The organism is Gemmatimonadota bacterium, assembly GCA_009692115.1.
Classification (GTDB): Bacteria; Gemmatimonadota; Gemmatimonadetes; order Gemmatimonadales; family GWC2-71-9; genus SHZU01.
Window position 1 is genome coordinate 223,265 of the sequence record SHZU01000005.1, and the last position, 18,839, is coordinate 242,103.

11 protein-coding genes are annotated in these 18,839 nt (G+C 66.5%); 10 read left to right on the forward strand and 1 reads right to left on the reverse strand.

Annotation, left to right across the window (positions count from 1 at the left end):
- Positions 1–26 precede the first annotated feature (26 nt).
- From EXR94_08240 to EXR94_08280, 9 genes are all read left to right on the forward strand, one after another.
- Complete coding sequence (locus tag EXR94_08240) at positions 27–650, forward strand: carbonate dehydratase (protein MSR02712.1); 624 nt, start codon at positions 27–29, stop codon at positions 648–650.
- Entirely contained in the window at positions 647–1,681 is a 1,035-nt protein-coding gene (locus tag EXR94_08245; GenBank protein MSR02713.1) for an oxidoreductase, read from the forward strand. Before EXR94_08240 ends, EXR94_08245 begins: the two co-directional genes overlap by 4 nt.
- A 46-nt stretch (positions 1,682–1,727) precedes the next feature.
- The gene (locus tag EXR94_08250) at positions 1,728–3,938 is read left to right on the forward strand and encodes a penicillin acylase family protein (GenBank protein ID MSR02714.1); all 2,211 of its coding nucleotides are present in this window, start codon (positions 1,728–1,730) and stop codon (positions 3,936–3,938) included.
- Positions 3,935–7,228 (forward strand): hypothetical protein, encoded by a 3,294-nt coding sequence (locus EXR94_08255; GenBank protein ID MSR02715.1) that lies wholly within the window; start codon positions 3,935–3,937, stop codon positions 7,226–7,228. Before EXR94_08250 ends, EXR94_08255 begins: the two co-directional genes overlap by 4 nt.
- A 49-nt stretch (positions 7,229–7,277) precedes the next feature.
- Positions 7,278–7,562, forward strand: a complete 285-nt coding sequence (locus EXR94_08260) for a hypothetical protein (GenBank protein ID MSR02716.1) — start codon at positions 7,278–7,280, stop codon at positions 7,560–7,562.
- A complete protein-coding gene (locus EXR94_08265; GenBank protein ID MSR02717.1) occupies positions 7,562–9,382 on the forward strand; it encodes a CocE/NonD family hydrolase in 1,821 nt (606 codons plus the stop codon). The genes EXR94_08260 and EXR94_08265 overlap by 1 nt, the downstream gene beginning before the upstream one ends.
- Positions 9,379–10,764: a class A beta-lactamase-related serine hydrolase gene (locus EXR94_08270; GenBank protein ID MSR02718.1), complete on the forward strand. Its 1,386-nt coding sequence runs from the start codon at positions 9,379–9,381 to the stop codon at positions 10,762–10,764. Before EXR94_08265 ends, EXR94_08270 begins: the two co-directional genes overlap by 4 nt.
- Positions 10,765–10,811: 47 nt before the next feature.
- Positions 10,812–12,863, forward strand: a complete 2,052-nt coding sequence (locus EXR94_08275; GenBank protein MSR02719.1) for a S9 family peptidase — start codon at positions 10,812–10,814, stop codon at positions 12,861–12,863.
- Positions 12,864–13,473: 610 nt separating this feature from the next.
- A complete protein-coding gene (locus EXR94_08280; GenBank protein MSR02720.1) occupies positions 13,474–13,623 on the forward strand; it encodes a hypothetical protein in 150 nt (49 codons plus the stop codon).
- A gap of 256 nt (positions 13,624–13,879) precedes the next feature.
- On the opposite strand, the gene EXR94_08285 is transcribed toward EXR94_08280, so the two are convergent.
- Positions 13,880–15,769: a CocE/NonD family hydrolase gene (locus EXR94_08285; protein MSR02721.1), complete on the reverse strand. Its 1,890-nt coding sequence runs from the start codon at positions 15,767–15,769 to the stop codon at positions 13,880–13,882.
- Positions 15,770–16,247: 478 nt separating this feature from the next.
- On the opposite strand from EXR94_08285, the gene EXR94_08290 reads away from it, so the two are divergent.
- Positions 16,248–18,719, forward strand: coding sequence for a hypothetical protein (locus EXR94_08290; protein MSR02722.1), 2,472 nt, complete (start codon positions 16,248–16,250; stop codon positions 18,717–18,719).
- The last annotated feature ends 120 nt before the right edge of the window (positions 18,720–18,839 follow it).

The window sequence follows — 18,839 nt, forward strand, 5'->3', positions numbered from 1 at the left end:
CTGCCCGGGTGGGTAGATTGGCAGGCGTGTCCATACTCCAGCACTTGTTCGTCCAAAATCGAGCGTGGGCGGTTGCGACCGAACGCCAGCGCCCCGGCTTCTTCGCCGCCCTCGCCACCCAGCAGGCACCCCGGTACCTCTGGATCGGTTGCTCCGACAGTCGGGTGCCGGCCAGTGAAATCGTCGGGCTCATGCCGGGCGAACTGTTCGTGCACCGGAACGTCGGGAACGTCGTGGTGCATACCGATCTCAACTGCCTGTCGGTCCTTCAGTACGCGGTTGATGTGATCAAGGTGGAGCACATCATCGTGTGCGGTCACTATGGCTGCGGAGGCGTGCGGGCGGCATGGGACGCGGTGCCGTTGGGTCTGATCGACAATTGGCTCCGCCATATCCAGGACGTGGCCGACCGGCATCGCGAGGACCTCGCCGCCCGGCCGACCGCCGAGAACCGGGTGGACCGGCTCTGCGAGCTGAACGTCCTCGAGCAATCGGCCAACGTCTGTCGGACCTCGATCGTCCAGGAGGCGTGGAGCCGCGGCCAGCACCTCGCGGTTCATGCCTGGATCTACTCCCTCCAGGACGGCCTGCTTCGGGACCTGGAGTTCACGCATGCCCGCCCTGACCGGCCGAACCAGCCGGCGCCTTGAGCCGACAAACCACCGCGATCCTGATCGAACGTCACGGGCCTCCCGAGGTACTCGTCGAGCGGACCATCCCCCTCGGCGACCCGGGGCCGGGCCAGGTCCATCTCGAAGTGGCCGCAACCGGCGTCAACTTTGCCGATCTGTTGATGCGGGCCGGCCTCTACGGCACGGTTCCGCCGATGCCTTACAGCCCTGGGTTCGAAGTGGTCGGCACGGTCCAGGGCATCGGGCCCGGCGTGACCGACTGGGCTCCCGGCGACCGGGCGGTCGGGTTGATTCGGCACGGCGGCTACGCCCGCGATCTGATAGTGGCCACGCCCAACCTGTTCCGATACCCAGCCAGTCTGTCCGCGCCTGAGGCGGCGTCGGTCCCGGTGGCGTTTCTCACGGCCTGGGTGGCCCTGTTCGAATCGGCCCGGCTCCGCGATGGGGAGACCGTCCTCGTCTTGAACGCGGCCGGAGGGGTCGGGACTGCGGCCGTGCAACTCTGTCGCTGGCGAAACATCCGGGTCATCGGAACAGCGGGCTCGGAGTCAAAACGCCAAGCCGTGGTCGACCGGTTGGGCGCCGCGGCGTGCTTCGACTCGGCCGGCGATTGGGGTGCCGAGGTGGCGCGGCTGGTCGGTCCCCGCGGGGTGGATGTGGCGCTCGATGCCGTGGGGGGTCGGGCCACGCCGATGTGCCGCTCGCTGCTGGCGCCGCTTGGCCGATTGGTGTTTTACGGAATGAGCGACGCGATGCCGGCCCGGAAGAAGAACTGGATCGCGATGATCCGGGCGTGGCTCCGCACCGGCCGGATTCACCCGCTCGACCTGATCGAGCCTAACGCTTCGGTGGCCGGCATCCACCTGCTCCATCTCCACGCGAAAGAATCCCTGCTTCGACCCGCGCTCGAGCAGATCTATCAGGCGGTCACGGCCGGCGCGCTCACCCCGCTGGTCGACCGAGTGTTCTCGCTGGATCGGGCCGGCGCGATCGAGGCGCATCGGTATCTCCACGACCGGCGGGTCTTCGGCAAGGTGGTTTTGGCATGATGGTACACTTCGGTCGTCCCCTTTTTGCCTGAGCGTGGAGGTGGTCGTGACGAATGCCTTTTCGTGGCGGATGCTCTGGCTGGTCGCGTCAATCGTGGCGGCCGGATCGCCGCCCGCCCCGCTCGGCGCCCAAGCCGGCCGGACCACCATCTACCGAGATACCTGGGGCGTGCCCCATATCTACGCCGACCGGGAAGCCGACGGATACTACGGTTTCGGGTTCGTCGCCGCGGAAGACGAGGGTGAGTTCATCGGCCGGATTGCTCTGGCCTCCCGCGGCACCGCCGCTTCGGCGTTAGGCGCCGAGGGAGTCGAGTCGGACTACACCTCCCGGCTCTGGCGCCACTATGCCGAGTCTCGAATCGGGCTCAACCGGCTCAGCCCGGAATTGCGGCGGAACTACGACCGGTGGGCCCAGGGCTTTAACCAGTACGTGACCGACCATCGGACGGCCCTGCCGGCGTGGATGCCGGTGCTTACCGCCGTCGATTTGGTCGCCATTTCCCGGTGGCTGCTCTGGCTTGCCTATCAGGCCGGCGACGGATTGTCGAAATGCCGGGCCTCGGGCGTGGAGTTGTCGGCGGCCACGGAGGCCGGGCTCGCCAATCGGGCGGTGGCCGCTTCGAACGAATGGGTGGTGGCTCCCTGGCGAACCGCCGGCGGCCGCACCATGGTGCTGAGCGACCCCCATGGCGGAGTCGACGGGCAGTTTGTCTTTGAGTTCCGGCTCCATGCGGGCCAACTGGAGATCGGCGGGTTTTCCGTTGTGGCGATGCCGCTGTTGATCCAGAATCGCCGGGTGTCGTGGGGCATGACCACGGGGGCCCCGAGCGTGGCGGATTGCTATGAGGTCCGGCTCGATCCGGGTAGCACCGACCGCTATCAGATTGATGGCCGCCCGCACCGAATCATTCGAGAGTCCACTCGGATCGAGGTAGCGGGCGGGCCGCCGGTGGTTCGGACCCTCGAATACACCCGGCACAATGGCGTCCTCTCGCCGGTGGTGGCCCGGAAGGACGGCAAGGTCTGGGTGGTCAGCACCAGTTACATGGACCGGGCCGGTGATTTCGACGAAGAAGTGTACCGGATGGCGCTGGCCCGGAATGTCGGGGAGGTCAAAGCCGCCATGCGGATTCAAGGGATGTTCCCACAAAACGTCATGGTGGGCGACGCCGACGGCGGCAGTTTTTACCTCCGAGCGGGGCGAACGCCCCGCCGCCCGCCGGGTGTCAACTGGCGGCGGGCGCTCGACGGCAACACCGCCAAGACCGCCTGGCTCGGTATCCACCCGGTCGAGGACCTGGTTCAGATCGAGAACCCCACCAGCGGCTACATGCTGAACAACAACATCGCGCCCGACCGGATGTTCGAGGGCAGCCCGCTTACCGCCGACCGGTATCCGGACTACATCTTCAACGACCAATCGGGGCGTACCAACTCACGGGGCCGGCGAGCGACCGAGGTCCTGTCGGCGGCCGTTCGGTTCACGGCCGCGGACGCGATCGACTTGGCGCTCGATGAACAATGGATCGACACTGACCGGTGGCGAGAGGCGCTCCGCCGGACCCTGGCGAGCGATCCGGCCCGAATCGCCGCCTTCTCGCCTGCCGCCCGGATCCTTGCCGATCGATTGCTTCGATTCGACGGCCAGGCGCGGGCGGATTCGAAGGCCGCGTTAGGTTATTGGTATTGGCGGACGACCCTGCTCCGCCAGGCGGGTGCCGCGGGGACCATGGCGGTCCTGGATTCCGGCACCAATCCGGCCGCTCCAATCGGGGCCGGCGTGGCCGACCGGGTATTCGCCGCGCTTGACGGAGCGGTCGCGGCCATGGCCCGGGAGAGCCGGACCGAGGCGACCCTGGGTGAGGTGTTTCGGATCGGCCGCCCCGGTTCGACCTCATACCCGGTAGGCGGCGTGGCCCTCGCACCCGATAACCGGGCCCTCTGCGAGGGCTTGGTGTCGTGGAACCTGCTCTGCGTCCATACCCTTCGGGCCTTCACGGCAACGGCACCCGACTCGAGCGGCCACCGGATGGCCGAGATCGGGTCGCGGTTGTTGCGGTTGACGATCTTCAGCGACCCGATCCAGTCGTTCACCCTTCATAATTTCGGCCAGACCCCGAAGGCCGGTTCGCCCCATCGGGACGACCAAGCCCGGTTGACCAGCGAACGGCGCCTCAAGCCGATGCTGTTCGACCGAGCGGAGCTGATGCCCCATGTCACATCGCAGATGACCCTCGAGGTACCGCCGCTATGACGACAACGAAGACCCAGCGCTCCGCCTTCGTGGTCGCCATCGTACTGGCCGGGGCCGGCGAGTTGCCGGCGCAGCGGACCGGCGAATGGAATGTCACCGAACCCCGGGGCAAGACCCGAGTGATCGATTTCACCGTCGATCAGGGTACCTACATGTCGGTCGATCCCTCGCCGGACGGGGCGTGGGTGGTGTTCGATCTCCTCGGGCACGTGTATCGGGTCCGGATGGCCGGCGGTACGGCCGAGAACCTGACGGCCGGGAGCGGGATCGCGCTCAACTACCATCCGCGGGTGTCGCCGGACGGGCGGGAGATCGCGTTTGTCTCCGACCGGAGTGGGCAGGACAACCTCTGGGTCATGAACTTCGACGGCTCCAATCCGAGGCAGATCCTTGCGGACGACGATTCCCGGGCGGCGGAACCGGCGTGGAGCCCGGACGGCCAGTCGATTCTGATTTCCCGAAAAATGAAATCACCGGCGGGGTTCTATCGGACCAACGACGAGATCTGGCAGTTCTCCCGTGCCGGGGGGCCGGGCAAGGTTCTCGTGAAGCTGGCACCCTCGGCGTCTTCGGTTCCGGCGCGGGCCGGCTATTGGGTCGGCCAGGATCGGGCCCAGTGGCCCTCGATGTCGCCCGACGGCCGTTTCGTCTACTTCCACTCGTCGCTGTTTTCTGGTGCCGACCGGCGGCTCCGCCGCCTCGAGGTGGCCTCGGGCCGGATCGATGATTTGACCGAGGCCAAAGATCGGTACCTCACCTGCTGCGGCCGGACCAGTTATCCGGCCCGGCTCGGCGAGATCGCGCCCGAGGTGTCGCCGGACGGCCGGTGGCTTGCCTTTGCCCGAAAGATTCCCGGGGCGAAGACGTCGTACCGGGGCCACGATTACGTCGGTCGGACCGCGCTCTGGCTCCGCAATCTCGAGACCGGTACCGATCGAGTGATCATGGATCCGATTACCAGCGACGCGATGGACCTCCATCCCGCCTGGGATCACCGGGCCTTGCCCGGATATGCCTGGACCCGGGACGGCAAGTCGATCATCCTGACCCAAGGCGGGAAGATCCGGCGGCTCTCGGTCGAGTCGGCCCGGGTGGAAACGATTCCGTTCGAGGCCCGGATCCGCCGGGAAATTTCGGAGATGGCCCGGCATGCGGCCAAGATCGACGATCGATCGTTCCAGCCGAAGGCGCTCCGCTGGCCGGTCTCGTCACCCGACGGCCGGCGGCTGGTCTTCGAAGCGGTCGGGCGACTGTGGATCAAGAGTCTGCCGAACGGTGCTGTGTCGCCGCTCGTCACGACCCCGGCGGCGGCGTTCGAATTAACGCCCGCGTGGTCGCCCGACGGCCAAACGGTGGTCTTCACGACCTGGAGCGACACCGAGAGCGGCGCGGTCTGGCGGGTGCGGCCCGGCCAAGCGCCGGAGCGGCTTACCGAGACCCCGGGCCGCTATCTCCATCCCCAGTTCGCGGCCGACCGGCGGACCGTGGTGGTCAACCGATGGGCGCCCGCCATGAACTATTTCCCCGACGCCGCCGGGTGGGAACTCGTGGCGCTCGGCGACGGCGGCCGGTCATCGGTGGTCCGGGGTCCGGGGCCCGTAGTGGCGACGGCCTTCGACAGCGCGGGCCTCGAATACCGGGTCCGCGGCACCACCCTCGTCGCCACCCGGTCAAGCGGCCGGAATCCGTGGCTCCATCCGGTGGTGGCCGGGTCGGTGGCGCTGGTGGCGCCGTCACCGGACGGCCGGTGGCTCGCGATCCAGCAGCAACACGACATCTACCTCGCCCCATTGCCGGCGGTGGCGGCCGGCGATTCCCTGATGGTCAGCCTGGCGGATGACTCGCCGTCGCTTCGGCGGCTGACCCGGCAGGGCGGGATGTTTGCTCGGTGGCGGAATGCCACCACGGTCGAAATGGTGAGCGCCAACCGCTACCTGGTCCATAACGTGACCACCCAGGTCACCGACACGATCCCGATCGGCTTCGACGTCCCCCGCGATCGGGGGCTCGGGACCATGGCATTTACCGAAGCCCGAATCGTCACTCTCGACCAGCGGCGGGTCATCGAGCGCGGTACGGTGGTGGTGACGGACGGGCGGATTGCTTGCGTCGGGGTCTGTTCGCTGACGGGGATCGGGCACCGGGTCGATGCTCGCGGCAAGACGATTATTCCGGGGTGGGTTGATGTCCATGCCCATCACACGACCGATGAGACCGACGGAATGATCCCGGAGCATCGGGCGTCGTCAGCCCGCTACTTGGCCTGGGGCGTAACGACCACCCACGATCCCGCCAGCCAGGAACAATCGAGCTTCTCGCTTTCGGAAATGATCGAGGCCGGCCGCCTCACCGGACCCCGCACTTACTCGACGGGCGTCCCGCTCACCTGCAGTGATTTCGATGATCTCCGAAACATCGCGTCCTACCAAGACGCGCTCGATCACATCCGGCGCGAGGCAAACCTCGGGGCGATCTCGATCAAGGATTACCGGCAGTGCACCCGGATCCAACGCCAGATGCTGGCCGAAGCGGCGCGGGCCGCCGGGGTCACCCTGACCTCGGAGGGCTCCGATCCGTTGTACTTGGTCGGCTTGATCATGAATGGCAGCACCGGCTGGGAACACGCCATCCAGTATCACCCGCTCTACGCCGACTACACCAAGTTTCTCGGCAAGGCCGGAGCGCACTACTCGGCGCAGCTGTTCATTTCCGATTATCCTCATGGCGCGGCCATCGATTATTGGCTGGGGCAAGAGGATCTCTGGCGGAACCACAAGGTTCGGGAATGGAGCCTCTGGCCGGAAACGGCCTTCCGCCGCGGCCTGACGAAGAAGCCGCTCGAAGAGTTTATCTTCCCGATCCTGGCCGAGGGCGCGGCCGACATCAAGCGGAACGGCGGGTATCTCGGGGTCGGTGCTCACGGCGAGCAAGATGGTCTCGGCACCCACTGGGAGGTCTGGAGTTATGCCCAGGCGCTGACCCCAATGGAGGCGCTCGAGGCGGCCAGTCTCGACGGGGCCCACTTCCTCGGACTCGAACGGGAGCTGGGTTCGATTGCGCGCGGCAAGTTGGCGGACTTGGTGGTGCTCAATTCGAATCCCCTGGTGGACATTCGAAAGACCACCGACATTCGGTACGTGATGAAAGCGGGCCGGCTCTATGAGGCTCGAACGATGGATGAGATCTGGCCTCGGCAGAAGCCGTACGGGAGGAAACCGTGGGACCAGCCCGAGATCCACCGGCTCGATGTCCGGCCTGATACCTACTGGGATCGGTCAAATCGGCACTAGGTTCGCGTCCCGCACGCGATTTCTCCCGACGGCGAAAGCACGGTCAAACGTGAAACTGTCCCTTCTGGCTCTTCTCGTCTTTGCCCCCGTTGGGCGCCTCGCCGCCCAGCCGGTCCCGATTCCGGCGAACACGGTCACCCCGTTCACCGTCCGGGGACATCGGCTCATGGTACCGGTCCAGAGCACCTGGTTCCCGCTCTACGACCGGAACCCCCAGACCTACGTGCCGAACATTATCGAGGCAAAGGCCGGCGACTTCAGGGCCCAAACCCACCGGGTGGATCACGGGCCGAAGGTGCCGAGTCACCTGGCGGTGGGGGTGGTTCCCGACTGATGATGAGGATCCGCGCGGTTACGTTCGCGGTGGGGCTGATCGGCACGTTCACCGTTCGCACCACGCTGGCCCAGCGGCCTGAGGCCGGGAATTACTCGACGGTCCGATACCAGATCGTCGAGACCCGGAGCATCATGGTCACGATGCGCGACGGGGTCCGGGTGTCGGTGGACCTCTATCGGCCGGCCGCTCCGGGGCCGCAGGCCGGGATTCTCTACATCACGCCCTATGACAACGCCGGGATCCGGGCCCGGGCCCGATGGTTTGCCGAGCGCGGTTTCGCGGTCATCGCGGTTGACTCGCGGGGCCGGTTTGATTCCGAGGGTGATTGGGACCCGTTCACCCCCAACCACAAGACCGACGGCTACGATCTGGTCGAGTGGATTGCCAAGCAGCCGTGGAGCAACGGCCGGGTCGGGATGATCGGCGGATCGTACTCGGGCTGGACCCAATGGTGGACGGCCAGCCAGGCGCCGCCGGCGCTCAAGGCGATCGCGCCGCAGGTCGCGCCCCCCGACCAGATGGAGAACATCCCCTATCAGAACGGGATCATGTTGGGGGCCTTCGTCGATTGGGCCGGTTGGATGTCGGGCCGGACCGCGCAGGTGGTCGACAGTGGTCCGTACGGCGGCTACACCAACACCCGGGCCCGCGACCTCTGGCACACCCCGTACCTCACGCTCAACGAGGCGCGCGGGCTGGCGTTTGCGCCTTGGTGGGAGACCTGGATCCGGGCCAACCTCTCGACCCATCCCTATTGGAAAGGGATCTCGTATCAGGGCCCCGAGAACTACGCCCGGATGACGGTGCCGGCGCTCAACATGACCGGCTGGTTCGATGCGGATTTCCCGGGCTCGCCGATGAATTATCTCGGCATGAAAGCCTACGGTGGGTCCGTCGAGGGGCGCCGGCCCAAGCTGATGATCGGACCGTGGTACCACGGGCTCAACGAACGGGTGGTGGGCGGCATCGACTACGGGCCCGAGGCCTTGATCGATCTCGACGGCTATATCGCCCGGTGGTACGACTACTACCTCAAGGGGATCGACAACGGCGTCGTCAACGATCCGCCGGTCTGGGTCTTCGTGATGGGGCCGAACCGGTGGTATGCGGAAAAGGACTGGCCGCTTCCGGAGACCAAGTGGACGCCATACTACTTGACCAGCGGCGGGCGGGCCAACTCGCTCAAGGGTGACGGCGTCTTGTCGGCCACCCAGCCGAAGACGGCCGGGCTCGATACCTACGTGTACGATCCCGAGCACCCGACCCAGTCGACCTACGGAACCCACGGCCACATTCCCGGCGCGGTCGATGCCCGGCTCGGTGCCATCGGCGACGAGGTCGTGGTCTACCAGACCCCGGTGCTCGGCGAAGACGTCGAGGTCACCGGGCCGATCGAGGCGACCCTGTTTGCCGCCACCTCGGCGAAGGACACCGATTGGATGCTCCGGCTGGTCGACGTCCATCCGAGCGGCTATGCGGCGTTGCTCGGCGAAGGCATCATGCGGGCGCGGAACCGCGACCCGGCCGCGGGAGGGCGGTTCAACGCGGCGCAGTTGAGCACCATCGAACCCAATAAGGTCTACGAGTACCGGATCAAGTTCTGGCGAGTTACCGGCAACGTCTTTGCGAAGGGCCACCGGATCCGGCTCGAGATCTCGAGCAGCTACTATCCGTTCTATCTCCGAAATCTCAATTCCGGCGCCGACAACGCCGGACTGGCCACCGAGTCGGTGGTGGCGACGCAACGGATTCACCATGGAGCGACGTATCCCTCGCGGATCCTCCTGCCGGTCATTCCCGCCAGGGGCGACAGGTGAAACCAGGGCTCGCGGGTCTCCTTACCGTCGCGGTGCTCGGCTGCGGAGGCCCTGATCCCGTCGCTCCGCCGCCGCCCCCGCCGCCGGCGGAGGTTACCTCCCTCACCGTGACCCCGCTCCAGGCGATCGTCACTGGTGGCGAACGGGTGACCGCGACGGCCGTGGCCCGGACCGCCCAAGGCTCGGCGCAGGCCACCATCGATTGGAAGTCGAGCGATCCATTGGTTGCGACCGTGGCCACGACCGGCACCATCACGGCGACGGGCAATGGGACGGCCACGATCACGGCCTCGGTCGGAAGCGTCAGCGCCGCCCTCGAATTCAAGGTCGCCCCGCCGGGCCTCGGCCGGATCGTTGACTCGGTCCGCCGGGCGTACGGACTGCCGGCCATGGGCGGCGCCATCATCACGAGCGCCGGCACCGAAGCGCTGGCGGTCGCCGGCACCCGGCGCGCCGACCGGGGTCCGTTCGTCACGGTGGACGACAAGTGGCACATCGGGTCCAATCTCAAGGCGGTCACTGCCGCGCTCGCGGCCACCGTGGTCGACCAGGGCACGCTGGCCTGGTCGACGACCATCGGCGCGGCGTTCCCGGACTTGGCCGCCATGATGCGGCCCGAGTACCGGGACGTGACGTTAGGCGATCTTCTCTCTCACCGGGGCGGGATCCGGAATGATCCGCCGGTGTCCGCGTTCGTGGGTGCCACCGCGAAATCACAACGGGACGGCCTGGCGGCGTGGACGCTGGCCGAGGCGCCGGTCGGTCCGGTCGGGGTCTTCGCCTACAGCAATTTGGGCTACGTGCTGGCCGGCGCGATGATCGAGCGCGCCGAACACGGGGTCTACGAGGACCTCTTGGCCAGCCGGCTGCTCCAACCGTTAGGCGTCACTGGGCTCGGGTGGGGCCCGCAGGCCGCGGCCGGCGCCAGCGACCAGCCGGTGGCCCACTCCTTCCAGAACGGCCGCTGGGCTCCCTGCGAAGGCTGCGACAATCTCCCTGGTCTTTCGGCCGCTGGGCGGGCCCACCTCCCGTTGGGTGACTGGGCCAAACTGATCCGCGAGTTCCTGGCGGCCGATGCCGGGGCATCGACCCTGATCACACCGGCCACCGGCCGGGATCTGTTCACGAACCGAGTGCCGCTCACCGGTACCGACAGCTACGGGCTTGGCTGGGTCTTGGTCACGCGCGGGTGGGCCGGCGGCCGGGCCGCGGCGCATGAGGGATCCAACACCGTCAACCACTCGGTGGCTTGGCTGGGCCTCGGCCGCGGCATCGGATTCATTGCGGTCACCAACGCGGCTGATCCCGCTACGGTGCGGACCGGGCAGGCACTCGATGTATTGATCGGGCGGATGATCGGCTGGCACGACACCGGGAAGTGACATAGCTTGAATCGGTGGATGTCCCCGCATCAATTCGAGGAGTGCCCATGCCGACACCGTCCCGTTTCCTGATCGCGCTGGCCGTGCTGGCCACCCCGTCCGTCGGCCTGACCGCCCAAACCCCGGTCGCCAACCGCCTCATGATGGAAGACTTCCTCAACGCCGAAGCGCCGAAGGATTTCTTTCGGGGCGGCGGACCGGAGATCTCACCGGACGGCAAGCAAGTGGCCTACTCGCGGTGGTGGATCGACAAGATGACCGATCGATGGAAACAGTCGGTCTGGCTGGTCAACAGCGATGGCTCCAAGAACCGGTGGCTGGTCGACGCCGGGGGCCAGCGGTGGTCTCCGGACGGGACCCGGCTCGCCTTCGTGAAACTCGGCGAGCCGACCGGGGCGCAGATCTTCGTCCGCTACATGGACGCCGAAGGGGCGGTGACCCAGGTCACCCGGCTCGAGTCGGGGCCGGGCAACCTGACCTGGTCGCCCGATGGCAAGTGGATCGCGTTCACGTCCATGGTGCCGGAAAAATCCAAGTGGAGCACGGCGATACCCGGCAAGCCCTCGGGGGCCACCTGGGCCGAGGAACCGAAGGTGGTCGACCGGCTCCAGTATCGGTCCGATTGGAACGGGTACGTCGACGAGGGGCACACCCAGATCTTCGTCGTCTCGGCCAGTGGGGGGACACCGGCCCAACTGACCGAGGGCCCGTGGAATCACAGCCAGTTGTCGTGGTCGAAGGACGGCCGGGAACTTCTCTTCAGCGGGCTTCGGGTTCCGAAGGCGGAGTATCAGTGGCGGGAGTCGGAGATCTACGCGGTGGCCGTGGCTACCAAGGCGGTCCGACAGCTGACCGCCCGGAAGGGGCCGGACTTCGGGCCGGTGGTGTCGCCCGATGGGAAGATGGTGGCGTATCTCGGCTATGACTGGACCGACGACACCTACATCACCAACAAGTTGTACCTGATGGGCATCGACGGATCGAATCCGCGCCGGATCGACGGCTCGCTCGACCGTTCACCTGAAAACGTGTCGTGGGCGGCCGATGGCAGCGGCGTGTATTACGTCGCGCAAGACCGGGGGCAGGCGCAGTTGTTCTTTGCCGCCGCGTCCGGGGGCGAACCGAAACGGCTCACCACGGGTGATCACCTGTTGAGCGATCTCAGTCTCTCGCCGACCGGCACTGCTGCGGCGATCCTCAACACCAATAACTCCCCCGGCGACGTGGTGGTGTTCGACGCGAAGACTCCGGCGCCCAAGCGAATCACCGACTTGAATGGGGACATCCTGGCCGGCAAGCGGCTCGGCAGCGTGGAAGAGATCTGGTATCCGTCGGTCGAGGGGCTCAAGGTCCAGGGCTGGATCGTCAAGCCGCCGGATTTCGATCCCAAGAAGAAGTATCCGCTGATGTTGTCGATTCATGGCGGGCCGCACGGAATGTTCGCGAGCTCGCTGACCTATAAGTGGTGGGAGTGGCAGATCTACGCCGGGATGGGCTACGTGGTGCTGTTCACCAACCCGCGGGGCAGTTCAGGCTATGGAAGCAGCTTCGGCAATGAGATCAAGAACGCGTATCCGGGAAAAGACTTCAACGACTTGATGGCGGGGGTCGACACGGTCATCAACCGGGGCTACATCGATACCAAGAACCTGTTCGTCTACGGCTGCAGCGGCGGCGGGGTGCTGACGGCCTGGGTCGTGGGTCACACCGACCGGTTCACCGCGGCATCGTCGGAGTGTCCGGTGATCAACTGGATCTCCTTCGTCGGAACCACCGACGGGCCCAACTGGTACTACAACTTCGCCAAGTTCCCCTGGGAGGATCCGTCGGAGCATCTCCGGCGCTCGCCGCTGATGTACGTCGGCAACGTCAAGACGCCGACGATGGTGCTGACGGCCGAGGGCGATCTCCGGACCCCGATGCCGCAGACGGAGGAGTATTACATGGCGTTGAAGATGCGGCAGGTGCCGACGGTGATGGTGCGGCTCAAGGACGAGTGGCATGGGTACTTAAACCGGCCCTCGAACTTCCTCCACACGATTTCGTTCCGGGAGGGGTGGTTCCAGAACTTCAAGAAGAAGGACGGCCCCGTGCCCTGATCTGACGGCTGGGTCTACTGACGTCGGCCCCGGAGGCCGAGCGTCGTGAGGACCCGTTCGAACCGGGGATCCCCTCGGGGACCCCCGACCCAAGTTGGTGAGAAGGAGGCCATCCGGGGGCCACACGGCTTCCCCACCAGCCCCGCCGGGCGTAGCAGACCGCACCTTGCGCCCCGACCTCAACTTGGTCCAGCCCGAGCGCCCCGGCCCGGTGATCGCAATCCTAACGGGACCCCTCCCCGTCAGCACGGCGAAAGCCAACCCGCCGCCAGGGAGGACGACCGGTGAACGGTGCCAAACCTCGCCACGGGAGGTGTCCGGTACGGTCAAGACCGTTGCCTTCCCACCCCCCGCTGGTAACAACAGAAACCCACCACTCACTCCCCCCACGAGGAGCGTATCCGGGCCGAGCCAGCGCAGGTCCTGGATCCAGCTGCGCGAAGTGCCGATGGTGACGGCCGGGCCGGCGTCGGCGTCGCTGCGTTATCTCAAGCAGCGGTTCCCCGCCTGCGACGCGTACCAAGTCCACCTCCACGGCCACGCCGAAAGCGTCACGACGGACCGGATTCACCTCTGGACCGCGGCACGCTTCCTGGTAACGTTGGTGTAGTTGGTGAACGCGCTCGATTACGCCCACGGCCAGAGAGTGATTCACCGGGACATCAAGCCGGAGAACATCCTCCTCTCCCGCGGGCACCCGCTCCTCACCGACCTCGGGATCGCCCGGGCCGGCCCGGCCCGGCTGCAATGCTGGAGGTGAGCTTTCCTACTGACGGACCCCGAGGTCGACTTTATCCGGCGCCGCGAGGATTCGGCCACCCTCCTGCAGTTGATTGAGGAGAAGACCTTGTCGGCGGGATATCTAGTCTATGGCGGGGTCGACATGCTCCGGGATCGCGCCGTCACGATTCCTCCGGTGGAGGAATTCTCCCGGCGGGTCGCGAAGGGTGACCTCTTCAAGTAGCCGGGCTGAGCGGTTCATGGCAGAGATCCCGCACCAAGTCGTACTTTCTTTCTCAGGATCGCCTCGGGATCACCGGAAGAACGATGTGTGACGGAGCCTGGCTTGAATGGTGGATTTTCTGCGTAGCCACCACGGAACCTGTGGCCAGGCCCACGTTGTCCTCGCCGGTATTCAAGTTGCGCAAGTAGTAGGGAAAAAAACTGCTCGAGATCTCCACGCGGATGCGATGCCCCTTGGCAAAGACATTCGCCGTCCCGCGCCAGAACTCCAGTGTGTACTCATAGACCTGGTTCGGCGTGATCGTTGTGAACCGCTCCGCCGTGAAGCGACCCTGATTTTCCGGATCACGATTGCGCGCGCGGATCACGCCGTCGGTGAGGAAGGCGGTGCTGCCGTCCGGCCGCACATCCACAAGGCGCATCATCCAGTCGGTGTCCCGCGCAGACGTCGCCGCGTAAAGCTTGGCGGTGATTGGACCGGTGACTTCGACGTCTTCCGTGAGCACGGGCGTCGTGTACACCAACACGTCATCGGTGATGGCCGAGAGGCGGGTATCGAACGCCCCGTCTATGTCGCCGCGGCTGTTCTGAGAGCCGAAGAACGGATCGCGCGTCGGCGTTGCCGGATCGTAGATGTAGCTGTCGGCCGGCTCCGGTCCGCTCGGCGCAGTTGGGCTCAACACACCATCGCCCCGGATCGAGTTCGCCTTACCCTGACTGCGCAGAAAGAACTTGGTCCACTGGGTCCGCGGGAGCGGCCAGTCCGCTTCGGCGCGCCACTCGTTCGCGCCCATCACGAACACGTGCACGGGCGCGTCGCGCTCCACGCCATTATCGACGCCCTTCAGGTAATGGTCGAAGAACCGGGTGACGTAACCGTCCCAGTCGATGGCCGCGGCAGCGCCGTAATCAATCCCTCCGAGCTCCCGCGTGGCGACGGGCCAGTGATACCATGGGCCGATCACGAAACGCGGACGCCGCGCTTCCGGGGTTGCGCCGAGCGCCTTCATCGCCAAGTAGTTCATCGGAGTGCCGGGATGGTTGCCGTCAAACCACCCGGAGACCGCGAGCGAGGGCACGTTCACCCGCGCGTAACTCCCCTTTGTCTGGTAGGAGATCGCCTTCCAATAGGCCGATGTGGCGAGGTTGTCGCGGATCCAGGTCTCGAACCAGGGTGCATCGATCACGCCCCGGTTGCGGTTAACGTCGACATAAGGCGTGTGCATCAGGTCCTGCGCACGCTCGTTGACGAACCCTCCTTTCGGTCCCGGGGCCACCTCCTGTCCCGTCCGGCCAGCCATCATCGCAGCCCAGTCAAAGATCCACGACACGAGCACGCCGTTCTGGTACGGCGCATTGCTGAACGCGTCCGGCGGCGCGACCTCGGGGACGATCGCCTTGAGGGAGGGGGGTCCCTGTGTGGCAGTCCACCAGGTCTCCCACCCCATATATGAAGGGCCATACATCCCCACATTGGCGTTGCTCCACGGCTGCTTGGCGATCCACTCAACGACATCGTACCCGTCGGTTTTCTGCTTGGCACCGAACGGATCCCACTCGCCGTCCGAGTCATATCGGCCGCGGGTGTCGGCGAGTACAACCGCATAGCCCCGCGCGGCGAACCACTTCGCGCGTTCCTTCCACCCGGCGTTATTGTCGTAGGGCGTGATCGAGAGGAGACTGGCGTAGCGGCCCGGTGTCGCCGGCTGATAGATGTCCACCGACAGCTGCACGCCGTCGCGCATCGAAACTTTGTGTCCACGCGACTGCTGCACGCTGAACTGAGGCGGGGAATAGGACCCAGGATTCGGAGCCTGTGCAGCGGCTGGACGGAACGCGGTCGCGGCGATGACCGTTAGGCACCTAATGAGCAATGGCCGTGCGTGCGTGGGCATGCGGAACCTCGCAGGTGCTGCAGTGGGGCGCGAGCCTGGCGCGATCATACGGGCCGTCTAGGAATAGGAATAGGAATAGGACTTTCCTTCGCCCCTCCCAACCTACGAGGCCGGGGGCGGGCTGTCCACCTCGATCGGGGAGGCCTCGATGTTCCATGCCACCTTCGGCTACTACGCTCAGGGCGTGACACCCGGGACCGCCGTGCTGCCCGATGGGTAGCGGGAACGGTTGCTTCGAAGACGTGGAGTTCTGTCGCGCGACGCTGCGGCTCCGGTTGGTATATCTTGATGGCCCGACGTGGTCTTTGGCATCATAGGTGATGCGACATGGCATCAATGCCTTCCCCAGAGGCCGGGGCCCATGAGGTCACCGGCGCTCTGGCCGGCCGGCGTCGGCGCGGACTGGTCGTCCGCGCGCGGGGACGCCTCGCGAAATCGGGTGCCTTGGAGGCCGGTATGGCACTCGGTAAGTTGAGGCGCCACCCTCGTTCCATCGAGTACCGCCACGCCTCATGAGGCCGTTCCCATGACCCGTATCAGCGCCCTCCAAATCTGCCGAACCCTCATCCTGCTCTTCGGCGCCGCTCCGGCCGGCCTGCTCGCCCAGTGGAGTCATCGCTACCCTCAGGTGAAGGGCTGGAGTCACCATGTCTATCTCGAAGGATTCGAACTTCCGCTGCTGACCAACGGGCCGATCGATCCGGCGCCGTCACCGGACGGCCGGACCATCGCCTTCGCCTCCCGCGGCTGGCTCTGGCTGCTGGACCGCGACTCCGGTGTCGCCCGCCAGATTACCTCGGGGGCCGACGTCGATTCACGGCCGGCGTGGTCGCCCGACGGGCGCCAACTGGTCTTCATCCGGGACAACTCGAAGGAGACCGCGATTACCGCGCTCGACCTGGCCACCGGCGCCGAACGGGTGGTCGTCGACGAGGCGGCCCTCGATCTCGATCCGGCGTTCAGTCCCGACGGGAAGTCGGTCTACTGGAGTTCGGCCGTCGCCGGCGACCTCGACCTGTGGCGGATCGACCTCGTGACCGGAGCCAAGACCCGGCTCACCCAGACGGGCGACTTGGAGCTCGAGCCCCAGCCGCTTCGCGACGGGAACCGGATCGTCTACCTGTCGAAAGGCGCCTGGGGAAATCGGGACGAGATTCGGGTCCGCCGCCTCGACACCGGGGACGAGCGAATCCTCGTCACCGGGGACATTCTGTCGATGCTCCGCTACTCGGTGGCCCCGGACGACCGGCACCTGGTCTACACGATGCCAAGCAGCGACGGCAACGGCTGGGAACTGAGACTGACGTCGGTCGGTCCGACGCCCGGCACGACGGTCCTGCTGGGCCGCAGTCACGGGATGCCGCTGGTTCCGCGGTGGTCGGCCGACGGCCGGTCGGTGTTCTACAGCGAGGCCGATCGCGACCAGCAGATGCACCTCTATCGCATCGATCGCCAGGGCGGCAGCCCCACCGAAGTGACCATCGTCCGCTGGGATACCGCCCGCCCGACGGGTCGCCTCCGGGTCCGGACCCATCTGAGCGGCAACTCCGCCTCGACGGCGGCCCGCCTGGCCGTGCGCGACGGCCTCGGCCACCCGATGGTGCCCGATCGGGGCCAAGTCCGGTTCGACGGCCAGAACGGCATCGCCTTCTTCTACTCGCCGGGAACCATCGAACTCGTCGTCCCGGCGGGCGCCATCGACGTCGAAGCGGTCCAGGGCCTCACCACTCCGGTGGCGGCCGCGCGGACCACCGTCGCGGCCGGCGAGACCAAGGAAGTCGATATCGAGTTGGCCCCGGTCTGGAACGCCCGGGCGTCGGGGTGGTATGCCGGCGACCACCACTTCCATCTGAACTACGGCGGGCCCTATCGGCTGGCGCCGGCCGATCTCCTCCCGTTGGCGGCCGGCGAAGGCGTGGACGTGCTGACCCCGCTCATCGCGAACCTCCACACCCGGTTCGAGGAGCAACCGATGTTCCAATACCGGCGGCTCGACACCCTGCCGTTCGTGTACTGGGGCCAAGAGGTGCGCTCCCACTTCCTCGGCCACATCGGGCTGATCGGAATGCAGTCCCTCTTCTGGCCCTGGGTCTGGGGGCCCGGCTATGAGGTCTATGGCAGCGACGACCGGCCCAACCGCACCGTGCTCGAATTCGCCCGGCGGCAGGGAGGGATGGCCACCTACATGCATCCGATCATGGGCCCGACCCCGTTCGCGAAGGAGGCGTTAGGCGGAATCCCGGTCGAATTGGTGGCGGACGCCGTGCTCGGCCAACTCGACGCCCTCGAGATCGCCTGCCTCTGGAGTGACGAGATCGGTTCGATGGAGATGTGGCACCGGGTCCTGAATCTCGGGATCCCGATGGTCCCCTCGGCCGGGACCGACGTGATGAACAACTACTACCGGACGATGGCCATCGGGACGACCCGGGTCTATGCCCATGTCGACGGGGATCCGACCTTCACCAGTTATCTCGCGGCGCTCAAGCGGGGGAACAGCTTCGTGACCAACGGACCGATGTTGGACTGGACCGTGGGCGGGCAGCGGGCCGGCGGGGTGGTCGACGCGGGCCGGCCGGTGCGGTGGCGGCTGGCAATGCATTCCGCCGTCCCGGTCGAGCGGGTCGAGGTCGTGGTCAACGGGACGGTGGTCCATACCGCCCCGGGGCTCACCGAGCCCGGATCGAAGGACTACGAAGGGACCCTGACCTTGCCCAAAGGTGGCTGGGTGGCCGTCCGGGCCGTCGGGGGCGCCATCGGGCGGTGGCCCGCCATGGACAGCTACGCCTTTGCGCACACGGCGCCGGTCTGGATCGGCCGGGTCGGAAGTTATGAACCCGCAGCCAGGAAGCGGGCGGCGGCCGATTTGTTGGGTGCCCTCGGCGTGGCCGACTCCTCGCTGGTGGCTTCGTACCGTGAGACCCCGATCCCGGAGCTCAAGAGCCAGATGAAGGCGGCCCGCGAGCGACTGGAAGAGATCCTGGCCGGCAAGGAGTAGTCGGTATCGAGGACGGCGAGTGCCGGCGGCGGGGCGGAACGCCGGTCGTTTACTGGCGAACCCCCCGCCGGATGGTATGATCGAGGGACCGAGGTTCCCGAACTGGTGTCGGGCGACAGC

Excerpts from the sequence above, each read along its gene's own strand:
- EXR94_08265 (MSR02717.1), top strand. The coding sequence starts at position 7,562 with ATGATGAGGATCCGCGCGGTTACGTTCGCGGTGGGGCTGATCGGCACG.
- EXR94_08275 (MSR02719.1), top strand. The coding sequence starts at position 10,812 with ATGCCGACACCGTCCCGTTTCCTGATCGCGCTGGCCGTGCTGGCCACC.
- EXR94_08290 (MSR02722.1), top strand. The coding sequence starts at position 16,248 with ATGACCCGTATCAGCGCCCTCCAAATCTGCCGAACCCTCATCCTGCTC.
- EXR94_08285 (MSR02721.1), bottom strand. The coding sequence starts at position 15,769 with ATGATCGCGCCAGGCTCGCGCCCCACTGCAGCACCTGCGAGGTTCCGC.
- EXR94_08255 (MSR02715.1), top strand. The coding sequence starts at position 3,935 with ATGACGACAACGAAGACCCAGCGCTCCGCCTTCGTGGTCGCCATCGTA.